We start from the raw sequence: 21,404 nt of genomic DNA, 5'->3' as shown, positions 1-21,404 counted from the left end.
TGTACGTTTTTTAAGATGGAATGTAACAAAAAAAGAGGAATCCTCTTTATATTTTTTGCATAATTTCTAACCCAATTGCTAATATGATTAGGCCTCCTACAATGAGCCCTACCCAGATCATATGTTTTTTTCTTTCTGTGTTCAAAACAGCAATAAATTCACGGATAAATGCTGGAACTCTGTAATACATAGCGGTTTTTCCACCCCTTCCACCATCCGCTTGTAAATCTAAACTTTTTGCAAATAATGCTGCTCGAAAGACGTGGTAATCAGAGCTGAAAAAGAGGAATTTAGGACTGTTTTGCTGACTTTCTTCTTTGATAATCTGAGCGGAGAAAACTAAGTTCTCAAAGGTCGTTCTCGATTTATTTTCAATCATCGTCCGAGTTTTGGGAAATTTGAGTTCTTCAATCGCATATTTCTGCATGGCTTCTGACTCCGCTATTTTTTCATCGGGACCTTGTCCACCAGAAAAAAGCAGAACCGTTTTCTCATCTGCCGCATTTACTGCAGCTTTAATCCGGTTCCCAAGTAAAACACCGACCTTTTCACCTTGAACTAAACCTGCACCCAAAACGACGTAGAAAGGTGCCTTTTGATTTCTCATTTGTCGTCCATATATCCAACTGGATAGGAAATAAACCATGAAATGCCATGCAAGGTAAGCAGATAAAATGGGATAGGCGAAAAATAGAACTTTTAGCCAAATCCATTGGTCTGATAGATCGCCTACATAAATTGCCAACCAGTCAACTACCAAAAAGATAAACATGAGAATTGGTAGGATGAGGTTGGCGATACTTTTAGATTCACGTCGCCACATTTTGATCGTTAGGATCAAAATAGAAATGGGTAGGACAAATCCAAAAAGCATCGGGAATAAGAGAAGCATGATCATTTCTATTACCAGAAAAATTAAGCCAATGTTTGTCAAAGTGGTTGGATGGTCCGAAAAACGATAAATGAGCCCAACCGCGATAAGCGAATTGAACGCGAAGAAAAGATTTGCGAGATATAAAATTCCCAAACGACCTAGTCTTAACGTTCGTAAATCCGACATCCTTTTCATTTTATAAAAAAGAAGAGCAGCAACAGCTGTAAAAAATAGAGTTAATCCGATAAAAAAGTAAAAAAGTCCTTGATTTTCCATATCATTATTTTACCATAAGTCGATTATTCATAAAAGGAGAATAAAAAAACTGCCAGTTGTGACAGCTTTTTTTTCTTAGAGAATTGCTAATACAGCAAAGTTGATGATGAAGAGAATGGCAACCACCCATATTACTGGTTTGATTTCTCTTGGTTTTCCTTTAATCAGTTTAGTAATAATGTAAGTAATGAAACCTGCTGCGATACCATAAGAGATTGAATAAGCAAATCCCATGAAAATTGAGGTGAAGAAAGCAGGAATCGCTTCGCTTAAATCGCTCCAATTGATTTCTTTGAATGAGCCAAGCATCATCATACCAACGATAATCAATACGGGTGCTGTCGCTTGAGTTGGAACGATGCTTAATAAGGGCAAGAATAAACTTGAAATTGCAAACATAATTGCTGTAACGACTGAAGTCAAACCAGTACGTCCACCGGCACCAATTCCGGCAGCTGATTCAACAAAGACAGTTGTATTTGAAGTTCCAAAGATGGCACCAATTGGCGTTGCAATCATGTCAGCGAACAATGCTTTATCCATTTTTGATGAAAAACCACGTGAATTTTCCATTTCTTTAAGGTCAGCGTCTGAGAAGATTCCAGTAGCTCGTCCAGTTCCGATAAAAGTTCCAATTGGATCAAAAATTGAACTGAGTGAGAAAGCCAAAATCGTCATACAAACTTCAATATAACGACTTGGATCAGCGAACAATGTTCCGAATCCTTTAGGACCAAATGCAGCTCCAAAAGTTTGACCCATTTGACCAACAGCAGTGCCAAGATTATTTTCGGCAAATAAAGATGCCATATCTACTTTAACAACACCTGCAAAAATAGCGATGATTGTCGTTAATAGGATTGAAACTAAGATGCCAGCTTTAAAAATAGGTTTTTTAGAAATACGACCACGAAGTACGAAATACATTGTGATTACAAATCCAATAAGTGCTACGAGAACCCCAGCATCGTTAAACTTAACAAGTTCAGGAACGATAGAACTATTTGCAGTTATTGTTCCATGGTTGTTAACATATGAACCTGGATCGGCAATAAATTGCAAAAGACCCGCATTTTTAATCCCGATATAAGCGATGAAGATACCAATCCCACCACCAATTGCATGTTGCAAACTTTCAGGAATACCAAGTATAATCGCTTTACGAATACTTGTAAACGTAATGATAATATTAATGACTCCACAAATGAAAACCATTGCGAGTGCTTCCTGCCACGTATAGCCTAAGCTAAGAACGACGGTGTATGCAAAGAATGCGTTAAGCCCCATCCCAGGTGCAAGTGCATATGGAACATTGGCGATCAAACCAATTGCGAGTGTTCCGACGATAGATGCCAAAATTGTGGCCAAGAATACGGCTTGGACTGGCATTCCAGTTGAACCCAAAATTTCAGGGTTAACGAAGAGGATATAACTCATTGCAAAAAATGTAGTAATCCCTGCCATAACTTCACGACCGACTGTCGTGTTGTTTTCTTCAAGTTTAAAGAACTTGTTCACGAAATTTCTCCTTTTTAAGTTCAAATGAACTTAGATAATAAATACGGTACTCTGTTATTTTAGCTCAGATCGCGATAAATATACAAGTTATTTCCCTCTCTTTTAATGATAATCGAATCAATTGTTCGGAATTAACCCATTTTGTTAAAGAAAGCGAATACTTCGTTCGCCAGAATTCCATTCCTTTTTTATGTTATAATAGGCTTAACTCAAAAAATTAGGCAGACACTAACAAAGGAAAATATGATAAATAACCAAACCAAACTTATTGCAATTGATTTAGACGGGACTACGTTGCACTCTGACGGAAAAACTGTTAGTGCTTATACCAAATATGTATTCAAACAATTGGAATCAAAAGGACACATCATTTGTATTACAACAGGTCGTCCATACCGTATGGCTATGCCAATCTATAAAGAACTTGAATTAAGCAGCCCCATGATTAATTTCAATGGAGCATTAATATCCAATCCCACTGATAAAGAATGGCAATATAAGAAGGCCCATTTCATTGACCGCTCCTTTGTCTTTGATTTGTTACGCCACCAACAAAATTTCGATCTTGAATTTTTTGCCGTAGAATATCGTCGCAAATTTTTCTTAAACACTTTTCGTAATGTACCGACTGATGTATTTGGTGTAGATAGTTTCAAACCATATAATCGATTGCGTGCGGATCGAATTACAGAAAATCCTCACGCGGTTCTACTTTCCACACGTATTAAAGACAAGTTCCGTTTGGCAAAACAAATGCAAGATCATTATAATGGAAAAATTGCTGTTTCTGGGTGGGGTGGCCCCAACGGGATATTGGAAGTTGTTCCAAAAGGTGTCACAAAAGCATCTGGTCTAGATTATTTGTTAAAAATTCTCCAAATTCCTAAAGAAAATCTTTATGCCTTTGGTGATGAACATAACGATATTGAGATGTTCAAATTGGCCACCCATGCTTTCGCCATGAAAAATGCCTCGAAATTATTGATCCCTCATGCGTCAGAGATTCTCCCCTGGACGAATGATGAGGATGGCGTCGCACGAAAATTAGAAGAACTTTTCTTAATATAATTGCTCAGTGCTCACAAAAACAGATTGATCTGTTTTTTTCTTGGATTATTGCCGAAATGTTGCTATAATATATTGCGTGCGTTTTCAAATTGGAGGTGAATATGAAAATCATGGTTATTGGTTCTTCGGGCGCTGGTAAATCGACATTCTCAAAAAAATTATCAGAAAGAACAGGCTATCCCCTGCTACATTTGGATAAAATTTGGCATGAAACCGATTATTCAGATTCAGCTTTAGCTTATTTTAAAAAGGTTCAAAAACAATTTATTGCCGAAAATGAGAATTGCATTGTCGATGGCAATTATTCTGGGACTATGGAAACACGTTTGCCGTCTGCCGATTTGATTATCTGGCTTAAAATTAGTCGTCTAAAAGCATTGCGCCGTGTGATTAGTCGATCTCTGAAAACCCGTTTCGCAGGTAAAAACCGTTCAGATATGGCCACCAATTTTGTTGAAAAATTTGACAAAGAATATTGGGAATTTATGAAATTTATCTGGAATTTCCCTAAAAAAAATGAACCTCGAATAAGAAAAATCATTGAAGAATATCACCAATCTGATAAAATTATTATTGTAAAATCACAAAAAGAAAAAGAAAAAATCATGAGCCAATTCTCATGATTTTTTTATTAGTCTCTGCTGTTCCCAGCAAATCCGAAAATACGGAGTAAGAACAAGAATAAGTTTAAGAAGTCAAGGTAAAGTGACAAGGCCATCGAAATTGCCCAACCGTTTGAATCACCCATTTGGTTGTAAACCTGTGTGATTTTTTGATTATCGTAAGCAATCAATCCGGAAAAGATAACCACCCCAACCACTGAACAAATTAACATCAAGGCTGTGCTTTGAATGAAGAAATTAAGAAAACCAATGACAATTAAACCGATGACACCTGCAACGAGTGCTTTTTGCATCCCGCTCAAATCACGTTTGGTCGTCCGTCCATAAACTGCTAGCCCAAAGAACATCGCAACAGCAGTAATAAAGGCCATTGTAATATCTGTGCTTGTATACATCAATAAAGTAAAGCTAATTAAAAAGCCCATAAACGCAGAATAGATGACAAATAATGGCATTGCAGCTGAAGAATTTTTCATAGCCGATGTTTGAAGAGGGACAACCAATACAAGTGGAATAATCCACAATGCAAGGAATACGAGGCTTCCTTTTTGTGAAATCGCATCAAGGTTAGCTTGGAAGAATCGAATCATGATAAAGGATACCAAACCTGAAATCGCTACTCCCACTCCCATCAAAGCATAGACCTTACTGAAGAAGGCATTCAAGCCATCTTCACGTTGGTCAAAAATGAGATTATCGTTATTATTCATTAATATTTCTCCTTAAATTTTTACTTACCTTCATTTTAACAAAATTTAGCCAAAATGTCATACTACTTTAGTCTGATTTTTCTGCCATTTGTAACCAAACTTTAAAATTACTTAGGCATATTGTTATTTACATTTAAGGAATGTGTGCTATAATCTATTTCATGAATTTAGAAAATGAACCTTGGTTCCATGATGCTGAATACATGAGTTATGTTGGTCACTTCTTGGAAATGCCAGAACTCAAAAAATTAGATACGATTGTCCATCACTACACTTCTACACGTTTGCAACACTGTTTGCGCGTATCCTACATGTCTTATGTGATTGCTAAAAAATATGGCCTGAATGCCAAAGCAACTGCACGAGGAGGCTTGTTCCACGATTTGTTCTTTTATGATTGGCGTAACACAAAGTTTGCCAAAAGTCATGCTTATGTGCATCCACGTATCGCTTATCGCAATGCTTGTAAATTAACTAAAATTTCACCTCTAGAAAAAGATATTATTATCAAACACATGTGGGGCGCCACAATTGCTCCTCCACGATATAAAGAAAGTTTCATTGTAACATTTGTTGACGATTATGTTGCCTGCATGGAAGGAAAGACAACAGCTAAATACAAATGGAATCGGAGAAAACACTTTAAAGGCTTGCCATCTTTTTCAATTTAAATTAAAAACTTGTCCGTGCTGACAGGTTTTTTTGCAACTTAAAAGACTCCTTTCGGAGCCTACTTCTTTCATTTTTTAATTAAAAATTAACGGACATCACCCATCAATTTTAAAATTGGTTTCTTGATTAAGAGTAAAATCAAACCAACAACAACACCAATTCCACCAACGATTCCGAAGAATGCAATTTCAGTAGACTTTGTGAACAATGGTGCAATTTGTGCATTAATAGCTTGCGCACCAGCATCTGATAAAAGCCACATCGCAATCATTTGTGATTGGAAAGCAACAGGTGCTAATTTAGTAGAGACAGATAATCCAACAGGTGAAACGAGAAGTTCTCCAGCCATTTGAATGGCAAACATCAAAATTAACCAAAGACTACTTGAACGTCCATTTACGCCATCAATCAATCCTGGTGCCATCATAATAACATAAGATACACCTGTCAAAATCAAGCCTAGACCGAATTTCACAATTGTTGAAGGCTGACGTTCTCCCATTTTATTCCAAATTGCAACTACAACAGGTGTTAAAAGAACAATAAACAGTGGGTTCAATAATTGATACCATGATGGATCAATTGTGATATGAAGACCAAACCAAACTGGATGTAGATTTGAACGTTCAGCCCCCCATGTTGCAATAACTGTAGAACTCTGTTCCTCAATGACCCAGAAAAGAATAGCTGAAATAAACATTGGAATATAAGCAACCAATTTACTACGTTCTTCTGATGTTACTTCTTTTGAAGTAAACATCCGAACTAAATAGGCGATTGGAACTAATATCCCGACAATTGATAAAACATTGATTAAATTATCAATAAAGTTTTTTGCACTATATGTGTAGAGTCCGAACATTACAGCAACTACAGCTACAAGCGCAACAATAAAGATAATGAGGAAACGACTTTTTTCCTTTTCATCCATTGGATTTGATGGGGCTTTACCAATTTCTGGGAAGAGACGAGTACGTCCACGCCAGTAAACAAATAGAGCGACAAGCATACCGATTGCTGCTAATGAGAAACCAAGGTGATAGTTGTATGATTGTCCCACAGTTCCAACAATGATTGGAGCTAAAAGCGACCCTACATTAACACCAAAATAGAAAATATTGAAACCAGTATCACGACGTGGATCCTCTTTTGAATAAAGATGACCAACCATGTTCGAGATATTCGGTTTCAACATCCCAGTACCCAAAATGATTAATGCCAATGAAATAAATAAAGACGTTAATCCAAATGGAATTGCTAAGGCGATATGCCCAAGCATAATTAAAATTCCACCAATGAAAATTGTTTTTGAAGCACCAATAAGACGGTCGGCAATCCAACCACCAACAATAGCAGATAAATAAACGAGTGCTCCGTAGATTGAAACAATTGCCATTGCTTGAGATACGGGTAAACCGAGCCCAGCGTTAGGACTTGTTGTAGCAGTGTATAAATAATACAGTAAAATCGCGCGCATTCCATAATAAGAAAAACGCTCCCAAAGTTCTGTTTGGAAGAGCGTTAATAGCGCTCGAGGTTGTCCGAAAAATAATTTTTCGGATTTGTTTAAGTTTTCCATAGATATATTATAAAGTTTTCTATACAACTTGTCAAGTTGTCAAACTATTTCAGCTATACAGATTTTTGGAAAAATGCCCAAAAAGCGGGACTATACGGGACAATGTAACAATTTAATAACAATACCAATACATTTAAAAAAGTGTGGACCAGTCTACACTTTTTTACTTTTTGAAGAATAAAGTTTCGTTTTTTTCAATTTGTAGTCCATCTAATTTTGCCTTGAGTTCTTCTTGAACTCCTAAATTTTGTAAAAAACTAATGGCATTGAAATCAATTCTAATCTCTTGATCGCTAGGATTAATTAATGTTACAAAATAATCATTTTCAGTGTATCTGATAATGCCTAAAAGGTCCCCACAATAAAATGTTGAAAAATCACCCGAACGTAATACTTCATTCTCGGTCCGATAATTAGACCACTTCTGATATTGTTTATAATATGTTGGATCAATATTATCCCACGGAAAAAATTTTCGATTGTTTGGATCCTTGCCGCCGGTTAAGCCTGCTTCATCACCATAGTAAATGCATGGAACTCCTGGTAAACTAAACATTAAACTTACCGCATTATCGTTATTCTTCGGCTGTATCATCGTCAAAATCCGCTCAGTATCATGGGTTCCTAAGTTATTCAAATTATTGTAAAAAATGTCCTTCGGATAATTCTCAGATAGTCCTAATAATTGATGGGCAATTTCGTTTGCTGGGATTGTTCCATTCAAGTAACGAATAATTAAGTCCCGAAACGGATAGTTCATACAGCCGTGTAGACTATCACCGAGAATGTAATCACGACGTTGTCCATATGATATTTTATTAGAAGCGTCTTCCCAGACCTCACCGATTAAAACCATGTTCTCGTACTGATTTAAATTCTTTCGAATTCCTCTTATGAAAGAATCTGGAAGTTCATCGGCCACATCTAAGCGCCAGCCATCAATACCAAAATTATTCCATTTTTCTAGAACAGAATCTTTTTCACCATAAATAAAATTTCGGAAAGACTCATTATCCTTATCTATTTCAGGTAAATCCTTGATCCCCCACCATGATTTATAATCATTGGGATAATCCGTGAACTTAAACCAATCAAAATAAGGACTTTTCGGTGTTTTGGTAGCACCTTCCTTTGATCCAAATGTTCCAGCCAAATTAAAATAACGTGAATCTTTGCCTACATGGGAAAAGACACCATCGAGAACTAAATGCATCTTGTTCTCGTGCAGTTTGTCAATTAGTTCTTTAAAGTCTACTTCCGATCCAAGCATCGTATCTATGGCTAGATAATCATTCGTATCATATCGATGATTGCTTGTCGCCGAAAAGATCGGGTTCAAATAGATTGCTGTCACTCCCAATTCTTTCAAATATGGAATCTTTTGTGTTATCCCTTTTAAATTTCCCCCGAAAAAATCCCATCGCGCAATGTCGCCATTTTCCTCTTTGACATACATCGGCTGATCCTGGTGGGAGCCATAAATAAAAGAATTAGGCTTAGGGGCATTGATTTTCCCATCACTATTGCCGTTATTGAATCGGTCTGGAAAAATTTGGTAGAATACAGCATCTCGATACCACTCTGGAGCTTTGTCATCTTTATCGTAAACTGTGACTTGGAATGGTCGAACATCTTGCTCTGAAATATAAAGGACACCTTCTCCGCCTGATTCACTACGGCCGTAATAATGTTTTACAAGCCCCCAATCGGACTGTTCACTAATTTCAAAATAATAAAAATAAAGACCATGCCCGACATCAAATTGAACGGATGAGCTGTAAAGTCCTTTCTCGATAGGGTGCATGTCAAATTCATGCCGAAGTCCAAAATCGCGTCTAATAATAAATTTTATGGTTACATTTTCTTTGTCTGAAGAAAAATTGACCTTCATCACCTCACCTGTTTTAATTGCTCCGAAGGGCTGTTTGAATTCTGAATTCCAAGAATTAAAGTAATACATGTTGATCTCATTTCATCGATTTTTCTGTTTATGGAAATTGATTTGCCATTAATCAATTTAATGGCAAAACTGCTCCTATAAAGCAAGAGAATTGAGCTTTATTTAATTATTTTTTTTCATGCACGTGCCAAATATCATCTGCATATTCTTTAATGGTACGGTCTGAGCTAAATTTACCTACATTAGCGATATTCATCAAGCTAGCTTGCGCCCACGCATTTTTATTTTTATAAAGTCTTTCTAAATCCTTTTGGGCACGAACATAATCATTAAAATCACGAAGGACAAAGTATTCATCATTATATGTCGTTAATGAATCAAAAACTTCTGGACCTTCGGCAGAAATATTAGGAATTGTTCCGTCTATGAAAGCATCTAAAATGCGATGCACAATTGGATTTTGTTCGTAAATATCATGTGCATTGTAATTGCCATTTCGGTAATATTCGTAAACTTCATCTTTAGTTAAGCCAAATTTGAAATAATTACCCTTTCCAGCAACTTCGAAGATTTCAATATTAGCACCATCAAGCGTACCAATGGTCAACGCGCCATTTAACATAAACTTCATGTTTGAAGTTCCTGAAGCCTCTTTTGAAGCTAACGAAATTTGTTCACCCACATTTGCTGCTGGAATGATAATTTCTGCAAGACTAACATTGTAGTTTTCCATAAAGACAACTTTGAGCTTATCAGCTACGTCTTTATCATTGTTTACCATATTGGCAATTTCGTTGATACATTTGATGATTGATTTTGCATAATGATAACCTGGTGCTGCCTTTGCTCCGAAAATAAAGACACGTGGAACCATCTCAATTTCAGGATTATCCTTAATATCAAAATAAAGTTTCAAAATATGTAAAACATTCAACAATTGACGTTTATAGGCATGCAATCGTTTGACTTGAACATCAAAAATAGCCTCTGGATTCACCGTAATTCCATTGTGTTCCTGAATATATTCAGCCAATCGTAATTTATTATCAAAATTTGCTGCTTGCAAGCGTTCCAATGTGTTTTCATCATTTTTATATGCTTCAAGTAGTTTTAATTCGTTCAAATTATGACGCCATGATTTCCCAATTGTTTCATCTAAAACACCTGACAGACGCTCATTTGCAATTTGACTCCAACGACGGTCAGCAATCCCATTAGTTTTATTATTAAAGCGTTCTGGATAAATCAAATAGAAATCATGAAGTTCAACATCTTTAAGTAGGTCTGAGTGAAGTTTAGCGACACCGTTTGTCGAATGTGAACCAATAATTGCCAAATTAGCCATATGAATTTGACCATCTTTGACAATCCGTGTACTATGAACAAGTTTTGCACCAACTTTTGGAAGGAGATCAGCTGTACGACGACGGTCAATTTCCAAAATGATTTGGTAAATTCGTGGCAATAAATTTTTGACCATTTCTTCAGGCCATTTTTCCAATGCCTCAGAAAGAATGGTGTGGTTAGTGTAAGACATTACTTTGACAGTGATATTCCAAGCACGTTCCCATTCAATACCAAATTCATCCACAAGAATGCGCATAAATTCAGGAACGCAGAGTGCTGGATGGGTATCATTAATGTGAATAGAAATAAAGTCTGCAATATGTGTTACGGGAACTTTATTGATGTTCTTGAAGTGATTAATAACTCTTTGAAGTCCTGCAGAGACAAAGAAATATTCTTGCTTCAAACGAAGTAAACGGCCATCATAATTAGAATCATCTGGGTAAAGTTCGGCTGAAAGCATGGCTGTTTGACGCATATATTCCAAATTTTGGAAGCGAAGATCCAAATCTTTGGGAACTTCTGAACGCCACAAACACATATTATTTACCGTTGTATTTTCAAAGCCGACCATTGGTGTGTCATAAGGTACTGCTAGAACGCGTTCTTGGTTACGATAATGAGGCATCAACCGACCAGTTCCATCATCTTCGAGCCAAACTTCTCCACCAAAGTGAACTTCAACGGCTTTGTCAGCACGTCTAATTTCCCAGGGATTTCCATTGTCTAGCCAAGAATCTGGCAACTCAACTTGATAGCCATCAACAATTTTTTGTTTGAACAAACCATAAGAATAGCGAATTCCGTTCCCATTCAATGGGATACCCGTTGATGCTGCTGAGTCAAGAAAACATGAGCCCAAACGCCCCAAGCCACCATTACCAATGGCCATATCAGGTTCAATTTGTGCAATCGCATCTAAATCAATGCCTAAGTCACTAAGGCTTTCTCTAACAGTATCTAATATTCCAAGATTAAGCAAGTTACTCTTGAGCATTTTACCTGGTAAAAATTCAATTGAGAAATAATATGCCTGTTTCTTTTTTGTTTCGTCTTTATATTCATTGTCTTCTTGCCAAATTTTCGAATAGTAGGCTTTGATGACAGAAGAAACCGCAGCTAATGTTTCCTGTGGTCCTGCTTTTTCGACATCTGTCGCAAATTTTGTTGTTAACCTTTTTTCAAAATCTTGTTTAAATTGCTTTTTAGTAAGTTTCAAATTACACCTCTATGTTCTAGTGCTTGACGAGATTTTCTGTTGCGGTCAGTCTATTCAGAGATGCATTTTAAACTGAGATTTAAGCAGAATCCAAGTTCTAGGAAAGTAGTTTTTCTACTTCAATTAGTATTTTACCAAATTTTTTTAATTTACGCAATCGGTTGCGTATTTTAATTATGACGGACATCAAATTTTAGCAATTGACTGATAAAGGTCTACATATTGCTGTGCTTTTGTTTCCCAAGAAAAATCTTCTGTCATTGCTGACAAAATGAGCTTTTTATAGGTTGGATAAGCATCTTGGTATAAATGTACCGCACTTTTTATTGTATTTGTTAATGTTAGGCCATCAAATTGAACGAAACCAAATCCTGTTCCTGTTTGCGTATTAGGATTATAAGGAATGACTGTATCCTTCAATCCGCCAATCTCATGTACAATTGGAAGTGTGCCATAACGCATGGCGATCATCTGTGAGAGACCACATGGTTCGAATGCGGATGGCATCAAGAATAAATCAGCTCCTGCGTAAATTTCTTGTGCAAATTGTAAATTAAAGGCAATATTTGTTGACATTTTTTCAGGTAAACGAGCTGAATAATTTTTAAATCCGTCTTCGATATAGGGAAAGCCTGTTCCTAAAACGACAATTTGAACGTCTTCCTGTAAAATATACTCTAGCTCTGACAATACAAGGTCAAAGCCTTTTTGGTCAGTCAATCGGCTGACCATTCCGATCAATGGAACTTCAGCTCTAACAGGTAAACCGAGTTTTTCCTGAAGTTCTGCCTTCATTAGCGCTTTTCCAGATAAATCTTTCACGGAAAAATGATGATTGATTTGTGAATCTGTTTGAGGATTGAAAACATCATAATCAATTCCATTCAAAATTCCAGAAAGTTTACCTGAAATAAAGTTTAAAACTGATTCTAATCCACATCCAAAAGCTGGGCTTTTAATTTCTTCGGCATAACTTGGCGAGACGGTATTAACTTTGTCAGCATAAAGCAAACCTGCTTTTAACATATTAAGCATATTGTCATGTCTAACGACACCTTCATTGAATCGTTCCATTCCCATCCCAAATAGTTCAACTAATGCATCCCCTTGTAACCAGCCTTGGAATTGCATATTGTGGATTGTCAAAACTGTTTTGATGTTCTGATATGCACTGATCCAATTAAATTTTTCTTTCAGCAAAAATGGAACCATTGCCGTTTGCCAATCATTCACATGAATGACATCAGGAATTTCTCCTAGGCGTTCAAGTAACTGACAAATTGCCAAGTTAAAGAAGGCAAACCGCTCACCATCATTGTCATAACCATAGAGCCCTTTTCCAGCGAAATAGTGTTCATTATCAAGAAAATAATAGGTCACGTTGTCTTTAACTAAACTTTTAACTCCAACATATTCTCGACGCCAGCCTACGTTGACAAAATCCCAAAATTCATCTTTTAAATCTTTCTTGAAGACATCTTTCATCTCATCTTTGAAATATGGCAGAATGACCGAAACAGAATCCATTTCTGATTTTTTTGCCAATTCTTTCGGTAATGCACCTGCAACATCACCGAGTCCTCCAGTTTTAAAGAAGGGCGCACATTCACTTGCAGCAAATAATATTTTCATTTTTTCACCTGTTTTAATTAATTAATAAGTTAACATTCATCAGCGCTGACAGAATTCCATCAGCGCTGATTTTAAAATATTAACAATTTAGAGTTCAATAACGTCTTCAGTTACGACAGCACCTTTTGGAATTACAACTGGTTTTTGAGCTGTACCGATAACTGACACTCCGTTTTCAATAACCGCATTTTTGTCAATGATGGCAAATTTAAGAACCGCGTTTTCTTTTACTTCACTACTGGTAAATATCAACGAATTTTCAATAGTTGCGCCTTTTCGGATATTTGAACCACGGGAAATTAGTGAATCCTTTACATTCCCTTCAATAATACAACCCGATCCTAATTGGCTGTTAACAACAGAGCTTTCATTAGCAAAATAGGTTGGGACTTCATTCTTTATTTTAGTCAAAACTGGCTGGCTACTATAAAGTAAAGAGGTGAAATTAGAAGAGTCAAGCATGGCCATATTGGCATCATAATAAGATTTAATATCCATCACATTGCTCATATAACCTGTGTATTCATATGTATTTACATCATACTCATCCAAATGTGTACGCAACAAGTGAGCTAAAGATGCGATTTCTCCTGCTGCTTGCATTTTTTGAGCAAATTCAATCAACCAATCGGTATCCACAATAAAGACACTCAAAGCAAGCGCTTCTTTACTTTGTAAATTTTCAGTGTCCTTCTTAAATTTACCAATGGCATGCCCCTCTTCGTTGAAACGAATAATTGTGTCTTCTGCATCAGCTGAATCTGATGATACTTTCTTGTAGACTGCTGTCACAACTTTTCCATTTAATTTGTGAATTTTTAAAACTGCATTCAAATCCACATTACAAATAAATTTGCTACCAATTAATACAGTGTATGGCGCTTTTGAACGGCGTAAAAAGTTAATGTGCTGATTAAAATAGGGCAGACCTTTTTCTTTTAATCGATCAAAATCTTGTTGGATATACATAAAGTAGCGACTATTAAATGTATCCAAACCCCATTCTGAACCTGCACCAATATGATCGAAAACAGACTGAGTTTCACCTTCATTAAAAGTCATGAATACAGATTCAACGTGAGCATTTGACAATGCGGACAAGGGAAAATCAATTAACCGGTATTTACAGTCAAACGGAAGTGTCGCAATAGGGCGTTCATCTGTCAATGGTGTGAGTTCTTTTTTACGTGTGACATTTGATAAGATCGCTGCCATTCTGTTACTATTCTTCATTTTTCTCTTCCCCCTTCACTTCGCCATGCCCGATGACTTCAATGGCATCTGGTTTTCCAATAATTTGAACATTATCGCCAATTCGTGCGTTTTCTCCAACTATTGCATTTTTAATGACCACATTTTCACCAATATATGTGCCACTCATAATGAAGCTGTCTTCGATTTCACTATTATTTTGAACGTGAACATTTTGCGATAAAATCGTATGATGTACTTTACCCGAAACATAGCATCCATCACCGATGAGAGAGTCTTTTACATCAGCATCAGCTGTGACAAATTGAGGTGCCGAAATATCATTCCTACTGTAAATTCGCCATCCTTTGTCTTTAATGTCAAGCTCCATATTCAAGTCTAAAAACTCCATGCTGGCTTGATGAAGAGAATCAATCGTACCCACATCTTTCCAATAGCCTTTGAAACGATAAGCAAACACATTTTCGCCAGATTCAATATATGCTGGAATAACATCTCCCCCAAAGTCTTCCATTGGATTACCTTTGGCATAACCGTTTACCAAAACTTCGCGAAGACGTTTCCAGTTAAAGATATATATCCCCATTGATGCAAGATTTGATTTGGGTTCTTTTGGTTTCTCTTCAAACTCAATGATGCGATCAGAATCATCTGTATTCATAATGCCAAAACGGCTGGCTTCTTCGATTGGAACCTCCATAACAGACACGGTCAAAGAAGCGCCACGTTCCTTGTGACTATCCAACATCGCCTCATAATCCATCTTATAAATATGATCGCCTGATAAAATCAAGACATACTCCGGATTTTGTTGGTCAATGTAAGCAATATTTTGATAAACGGCGTGAGATGTCCCTTCAAACCATTTTGAACCTTCTTGAGAAGAATAGGGTTGTAGAATTGTTACACCACTAGTGACACCGTTTAAGCCCCAGGGCGCACCATTTCCGATGTGCGAATTTAATACCAAAGGTTGATATTGCGTAATCACACCAACATTTTTAACATTTGAGTTGGCGCAGTTTGATAGAGCAAAATCAATGATTCTATAACGCCCACCAAAGGGTACTGCTGGTTTTGCAACATCTTTTGTTAATTTGCCGAGACGCGTACCTTGGCCGCCGGCGAGAATAAGACCTAACATTTCAATTCCCATATTGAAACCTCCATTTGTACTTCTTTATTATAATTTTATAATCATAATCATAATTTTCAAAATGATATAAGTCTTTTTCGCTCACAATCGTATGTATTGTTCGGAATTTTTAGGATATTATTACTTTATTTAATACGCTTGCTACTTTTAACTTATATCTGTAATTTTAACTAATTTGACCGCTTTGAATTGCTAATTATTTGATATAAAAAGTCTGTAAATTCTCGATTTTCAACCAATTCTTCAAGGTCAATGTGTAATCGATAACGCCAATAATGGAACGGATTGGCTGGAATGTTAATTTGTTCAGCAACTGGATTGGCAGCACGCAAGTCTTCACTCATTCCCAACCAATCCTGAATTGGTAAGGCGACGATCATTGCATTTGTGTTCAAATGACGTTTGACAATTTGCTCTATAATCTCGGCAGATGCCACACTTGGCGCCGGCCCTTGCCAGCCCATAATTTCATTATAATAACGCTGAGTTGTCTCAGCATCCTCAGTCCACCAAGCACGTAAATTACTCGTGTCATGACTTGAAGTTGTCACCACTGACAGGTATGGAGCATATTCAAGCGGATTCATAAAATGATCATCATTTGGCATCCGTTCAACGATTAAGCGTAAAATCTGCAAGCGATACATCACATCTGGCACATTATCGGGAACCATTCCTAAATCTTCACCACAGGCAAGCATCTCAGTCGAATCTTTGATGACTGGCAATTTTTCATACGCTCGATCCTTCCAGAAATTATAGTTCCGACCGTAAAAATAGTCATTGTAAAGTCTCTTTATACGTTCTTGATATTCTGCCCCAAATTCTTGAAAAGAAATGGTATTCTGAACTGAAATTCTGGGATGGAACAACTCAGGATTTTTATGATCTTGAACAAAAATCACGTTCTCGTGCAATTGATATAATCCTAACCTAATCCATTCATCTATGTGGGCTGCTTCAATTTTTCGTTGATTATCATAGGCTTGATCAAACGCATAGTTTCCAAATCCTGTATATTTCAAGTATTTTTGAATAATCTGATCGCGATAATCACGACCAAAGATGTCATCAATTACCCAATCTTTAATAAATGGTTTCGTAAAACGCTCAACACCCCACTGACGTAAAGGAATGCCATAGGACCGTTCAATTTCCTCAGCTGACAAAGCAAGTGCTGGTGAAAATTGACCCAGTAATCCTCGCACACTCTCCTGAGGAATTTCCCAAATACGGAAAAATCCTAAAATATGATCTAAGCGGTAAGCATCAAAATATTCGCTCATGGCTTGCATACGGCGCTTCCACCAGCTATAATTATCTTCTGCCATACGTTCCCAGTTGTATGTAGGGAAGCCCCAATTTTGCCCATTTACGGCAAATACGTCCGGTGGAGCTCCAGCTTGCATATTCAGGTTGAACAATTCAGGATTGGTCCAAGCATCAACAGAATCATGGGCTATTCCAATTGCGATATCACCTTTAACAGCCACTCCTAATTGATGGCAATAATCAATAGCAGCTTTCAATTGTTGGTGCAAAAAGTACTGCATGAAAAATTGTAGTTCAAGCTCTACATCTGTTGACTCGTTTGCTTTTAATTTCGCATAAACCTTTTCGGAATAAGTTTTGTCCACCCATTTTGAAAAGTCTGCACTTTTTTCTTGATTACGAAGGACACAAAAACAAGCATAAGGCTCAAGCCACAAAGAATTCTTATTAATAAATTTTAAGTAAGCATCTGACGCTTGTATTTTCTTCGCTTTCTTATCATACAAAAGCTTAATATAATTCCATTTTAAATCCAGTACACGCTCGTAGTCAATTTGTTCAAGTAAATTCAGTTCTTTTTCTTCTTTTAAGAGATCCGATTGTTGACGATCTGTCAAATCCTCCCAAAAGTCATGGAGATTAATATAAATTGGATGTAAGGCAAATACCGAAATTGCGCGATAAGGGTATGAATCTCGCCAATCCATAAAAGTTGTCGTATCATTAATTGGCAATAACTGAATTAGATCCATTCCTGCTTGATGAGCAAAATCAGCCAAAATTTTTAAATCAGAAAATTGTCCAATTCCACTTGAATTTTTCGTTCTAAGGGAAAAAACTGGTACTGCAAGCCCAGTGTGGTGTGGCTTATTTCCGTACGGTTTTAAGGAAAAGGGTACTGTCATATTTTACTCCCAGAATTCAATTTTATTGAAATCAGATTTCTAAAAAGAAAACGTTATCATAATTATATTTTACCGCAATCCTTGCTAAATTGCCAGAGAAAATTGAAAAATAAAAAAAGAATATGAAAATTCATATCCCTTCTTCAAATTATTTAATTATGCTTTTTTTATTAAGTTTGTCAAAACCCCATTTACAAATCGACTTGATTTGACATCACTGAAATCTTTTGAAAGTTCAACGGCTTCATTAACCGCAACAACATCCGGGGTTTCAGTAAATTCTATTTCAAATGCACCAACTGACAAAATAGCTCGTTCAACATTCGTCAAACGGTCAAATGTCCAATTGTTTGCTAAATGTTCAGAAATTTTCGATTCCAAATCAGCCTTGTGTTCCAGAACTCCATTGACAAGCGTCAGGAAATATTCTGGTGCCTCAACATTTAAAGCATCCTCATTGTCGTAATTTAACACATAAGTCTCAGTATCTCCCAAGACCTGAAGCCCTTCTTCATTATGTTTGATTTCTTCTTCGGCCAAATGTGCTTTCAATTCTTGGATCAAAGTTACAGGCTTGAAGAATTCTACAGTGTATTTTTCACGAATACTTTCATGTGCAAGTGCAAAAACTTTGTTAAATGTTTCAAGATTTTGCTCAGCGGTTGCATTTTCTGGAAGTAGTCGGAAAAATTCAAGAACCTTATTTGAAACGGGCGTATCCTCAAGATCAATGCTAAATAGTTTGACAAGATTGAGGTTGGCAAATATCCCATTAAATAATTCTAACGCTTCATTATCTCGCATTTTTTTGGCATATCCACCGAAATCACGAACAAAAGCATTTGCTTTAAATAAAGCGGAATGATCCAAATCAATCCCAAGTAAATCATAAATCTCGACAAGTTTACTCAAGGTATTGGTAAAACGTTTCTGGAATCCCCGAATCACAATCCGGTCATCTTGATAATTTACTTCAAAACGTGGTGTATGTTCTAAGATAGCTTCGATTTTACCAACATTAAATTGAAAATCCTTAATTACAGCATCTGACATTTCTTGTTGCATTTGATAGCTATAAAGTGTTTGCACTGCGCGTTGGCGAATATCGTGCTGCGTTAGCTTCTTAGGCATTAAAGAACCCCTCATCAAACAGTTCATCAAAACTTGGTTTTGGTAACTTTTCAGTAACAACACCGACAACATGAATATTAACCTCATCGATTATAATTTCAGTTGTTTGAGCGACTGCTTCTTTCACTTCTTTTTGAATTTTTGTAGCGACACTTGGAACGCTCACACCATAGGCCAGATAAACATAAATTTCTACAGAAACTTTGTCCTCTTTTGTATCGATGTACACGCCACGTCCTTCAGCCTTTTTACCAAGGCTATCAGCAAAACGTTTGTTCCGCAAAGCGTAAACACCATCAATTTTTGCCGTTGTAATGCCGATAATGACCTCAAGTACTTCAGGAGCAATGACAATGTCGCCTAATTCTTCTGAGTGAACCGTTTTTTCTGCCATAGTTTATTCCTCTTTTTCATTGAATCTTTCATCGATAAGATAAAAGGTTGATTACAAATCTCACTAGAACTCCGATGGATGGACAAATTACTCGTTTCGAAATAATCAATCGTCCCTCGGTGATTGAAGTGATTCTCTGGAAAAAATAAATTTGCTAATTCTGATAGAATTATGCACGTTTCAAATAGTCACCAGTTTGTGTATTGATTTCAAGTTTAGTTCCAATTTCAACAAAGTCAGGAACGTTTACAACAAGTCCTGTTTCCATTGTTGCTGGTTTACCAGAACCTGTTACAGTTGCACCTTTAATTGAAGGTTGTGTATCAGTAACAGTCAAGACAACAGTAGTTGGGAGTGAAACACCAATAACTTCTGAACCGAAGAATTGAATTTTAACATCTTCATTTTCAAGCATGTAAAGCAATTCATTTTCGATTACTTCTGTTGGAATTTCATACTGGTCATATGTTTCAGTATTCATGAAGTAAGCTGTATCATCCATTTTATAAAGGTATTGAGCTCCAACTGTATCAATAACAGCTTGTTCAAATTTATCTTCTGGACGGTATGTATCGTCGAAAGTTGAACCCGTACGTACATCTTTTAATTTCATACGCATGATTGTATTACCTTTACCTGGTTTGTGGTGACTTGCTTCCATTACACGGAGGAGTTTGTCTCCATTCAAAAATGTCATACCAGCTTTAAGATCGTGTGCTGCAACCATTATTATTTATTCTCCTTAGAAATTACATTTATTTTCGTTCATACAATTTTATAAACGGATTACATCATCTCATTGTACCATAAGATTTGACTTTTTTCAAATAACGATTAGCTCTTTTGGCGCATTCGTAAGAACTTCACAGCCTGTTTCAGTGATCAACAAATCATCTTCAATTCGGACTCCCCCAAAATCAGGGATATAAATACCTGGCTCATCTGTTACAACCATTCCGACTTCTAAAAACTGATTCGTCATTTTTTGATTAAAATAGGGAATTTCATGAACCTCCAAACCGAGTCCATGGCCTATTCCATGTGTAAAAAATTGTCCATATCCTGCTTTTTCTATCACATCCCGAGGAATTTTATCAAATTGAGCAAATGATAGTCCTTTTTGAGCTTGTTCAATCAAGGAATGATTAGCTTCTTTTACAGTCTGATAAATTTCAGACATTTTTGAATCTGCTTTACCAACAAAAATCGTTCTCGTCATATCACTAGCATAATGATTGTAAAAACATCCAAAATCAATCGTCACAGGGTCGCCAAACTCAATAACTTTGTGTGATGCCACTCCATGTGGGAGACTCGAACGTTTTCCACTGGCGACAATTGTTTCAAATGAGACACCTGAAGCTCCTAATTCACGCATTTTAAAGTCAAGATAATTAGCAACCTCAATTTCTTCACGACCTGGCTCAATAAACTTTAGAACAGCTTGAAATGCTTCATCTGCTATTGTTGCAGCTTTTCTAATTTTTCTAATTTCATTCTCATCTTTGTACTGTCGGAGTTCTAAGAGAAAATTATTTGTCGCATAGAGTTCAACTTCGTTTAAAAAACCTTGCAAGCGATTAAAAAAACTATACTCGACATTTTCTTCAAAGCCCACTGTCTTTAAATCTTCAGCCTTGATTAATTCTGGAAGCTTGCTGATGGCATCTCTGGTTTCAATAATTTCAAAATCACTGATTATACTTTTCGCCATTTCACTGTATCGGCTATCTGTCATAAAGATATTTCGTGTTTTTGTTAAAAATACTGTACCAGCTGTACCTGAAAAGCCAGTCAAATAATAAATATTTTTCATATCAGTGATGAGCATGCCATCCAAATTTTCTATTTTCATTTTCGATTTTACATTTTCGATTCTCATTTTTTTCTCCTTATTATTTATTCTAATAATAGCA

General features: G+C 36.5%; 17 protein-coding genes. 3 read left to right on the top strand and 14 right to left on the bottom strand.

What is annotated here, in order from left to right:
* Positions 1-46: 46 nt before the first annotated feature.
* Both RT41_RS00410 and RT41_RS00405 read right to left on the bottom strand, forming a co-directional pair.
* Positions 47-1,150 (bottom strand): YdcF family protein, encoded by a 1,104-nt coding sequence (locus RT41_RS00410; RefSeq protein ID WP_096816819.1) that lies wholly within the window; start codon positions 1,148-1,150, stop codon positions 47-49.
* A gap of 75 nt (positions 1,151-1,225) precedes the next feature.
* Positions 1,226-2,668 (bottom strand): NCS2 family permease, encoded by a 1,443-nt coding sequence (locus RT41_RS00405; RefSeq protein ID WP_096816818.1) that lies wholly within the window; start codon positions 2,666-2,668, stop codon positions 1,226-1,228.
* A gap of 243 nt (positions 2,669-2,911) precedes the next feature.
* On the opposite strand from RT41_RS00405, the gene RT41_RS00400 reads away from it, so the two are divergent.
* Together RT41_RS00400 and RT41_RS00395 are read left to right on the top strand one after the other, a co-directional pair.
* Positions 2,912-3,736 (top strand): HAD family hydrolase, encoded by an 825-nt coding sequence (locus RT41_RS00400; RefSeq protein WP_096816817.1) that lies wholly within the window; start codon positions 2,912-2,914, stop codon positions 3,734-3,736.
* A gap of 101 nt (positions 3,737-3,837) precedes the next feature.
* Positions 3,838-4,359 carry a P-loop NTPase family protein gene (locus RT41_RS00395; protein ID WP_096816816.1) on the top strand — a complete coding sequence of 174 codons (522 nt, stop codon included), beginning with the start codon at positions 3,838-3,840 and terminating at the stop codon, positions 4,357-4,359.
* A gap of 8 nt (positions 4,360-4,367) precedes the next feature.
* Here the strand turns inward: RT41_RS00395 and RT41_RS00390 are convergent, their stop codons facing one another.
* Positions 4,368-5,069, bottom strand: a complete 702-nt coding sequence (locus RT41_RS00390; protein ID WP_096816815.1) for a Bax inhibitor-1/YccA family protein — start codon at positions 5,067-5,069, stop codon at positions 4,368-4,370.
* A gap of 161 nt (positions 5,070-5,230) precedes the next feature.
* Between RT41_RS00390 and RT41_RS00385 the strand changes: the two genes are divergently transcribed.
* On the top strand, positions 5,231-5,740 hold the full coding sequence (locus RT41_RS00385) for an HD domain-containing protein (protein ID WP_054639039.1): 510 nt from the start codon (positions 5,231-5,233) through the stop codon (positions 5,738-5,740).
* Positions 5,741-5,826: 86 nt separating this feature from the next.
* Here RT41_RS00385 and RT41_RS00380 read toward each other — a convergent pair whose 3' ends face one another.
* From RT41_RS00380 to RT41_RS00330, 11 genes are all read right to left on the bottom strand, one after another.
* The gene (locus RT41_RS00380) at positions 5,827-7,320 is read right to left on the bottom strand and encodes a peptide MFS transporter (protein WP_096816814.1); all 1,494 of its coding nucleotides are present in this window, start codon (positions 7,318-7,320) and stop codon (positions 5,827-5,829) included.
* Positions 7,321-7,483: 163 nt separating this feature from the next.
* Positions 7,484-9,280 (bottom strand): glycoside hydrolase family 13 protein, encoded by a 1,797-nt coding sequence (locus RT41_RS00375; RefSeq protein ID WP_096816813.1) that lies wholly within the window; start codon positions 9,278-9,280, stop codon positions 7,484-7,486.
* A gap of 106 nt (positions 9,281-9,386) precedes the next feature.
* A complete protein-coding gene (locus RT41_RS00370; protein WP_096816812.1) occupies positions 9,387-11,786 on the bottom strand; it encodes a glycogen/starch/alpha-glucan phosphorylase in 2,400 nt (799 codons plus the stop codon).
* A 186-nt stretch (positions 11,787-11,972) separates the two neighbouring features.
* Entirely contained in the window at positions 11,973-13,418 is a 1,446-nt protein-coding gene (glgA, locus tag RT41_RS00365) for a glycogen synthase GlgA (RefSeq protein ID WP_096816811.1), read from the bottom strand.
* Positions 13,419-13,505: 87 nt separating this feature from the next.
* The gene (gene glgD, locus RT41_RS00360; protein ID WP_096816810.1) at positions 13,506-14,651 is read right to left on the bottom strand and encodes a glucose-1-phosphate adenylyltransferase subunit GlgD; all 1,146 of its coding nucleotides are present in this window, start codon (positions 14,649-14,651) and stop codon (positions 13,506-13,508) included.
* Positions 14,641-15,786, bottom strand: a complete 1,146-nt coding sequence (locus RT41_RS00355; RefSeq protein WP_054639040.1) for a glucose-1-phosphate adenylyltransferase — start codon at positions 15,784-15,786, stop codon at positions 14,641-14,643. The genes glgD and RT41_RS00355 overlap by 11 nt, the downstream gene beginning before the upstream one ends.
* A gap of 170 nt (positions 15,787-15,956) precedes the next feature.
* Positions 15,957-17,963 carry a 4-alpha-glucanotransferase gene (locus tag RT41_RS00350; RefSeq protein ID WP_096816809.1) on the bottom strand — a complete coding sequence of 669 codons (2,007 nt, stop codon included), beginning with the start codon at positions 17,961-17,963 and terminating at the stop codon, positions 15,957-15,959.
* A 156-nt stretch (positions 17,964-18,119) separates the two neighbouring features.
* Positions 18,120-19,094 (bottom strand): transcription antitermination factor NusB, encoded by a 975-nt coding sequence (gene nusB / locus RT41_RS00345; RefSeq protein ID WP_054639041.1) that lies wholly within the window; start codon positions 19,092-19,094, stop codon positions 18,120-18,122.
* Positions 19,087-19,488 (bottom strand): Asp23/Gls24 family envelope stress response protein, encoded by a 402-nt coding sequence (locus RT41_RS00340; RefSeq protein WP_054639042.1) that lies wholly within the window; start codon positions 19,486-19,488, stop codon positions 19,087-19,089. The genes nusB and RT41_RS00340 overlap by 8 nt, the downstream gene beginning before the upstream one ends.
* A gap of 169 nt (positions 19,489-19,657) precedes the next feature.
* Positions 19,658-20,215, bottom strand: coding sequence for an elongation factor P (gene efp, locus RT41_RS00335; protein WP_054639043.1), 558 nt, complete (start codon positions 20,213-20,215; stop codon positions 19,658-19,660).
* Positions 20,216-20,311: 96 nt separating this feature from the next.
* Positions 20,312-21,370 carry a M24 family metallopeptidase gene (locus RT41_RS00330; protein ID WP_096816808.1) on the bottom strand — a complete coding sequence of 353 codons (1,059 nt, stop codon included), beginning with the start codon at positions 21,368-21,370 and terminating at the stop codon, positions 20,312-20,314.
* Positions 21,371-21,404: the final 34 nt, after the last annotated feature.

Source organism: Lactococcus fujiensis JCM 16395 (assembly GCF_002441655.1).
Taxonomy (GTDB): Bacteria; Bacillota; Bacilli; order Lactobacillales; family Streptococcaceae; genus Lactococcus; species Lactococcus fujiensis.
The sequence above is the reverse complement of the archived record's forward strand: the minus strand, read 5'-3'. Positions and strand labels throughout refer to the sequence as shown.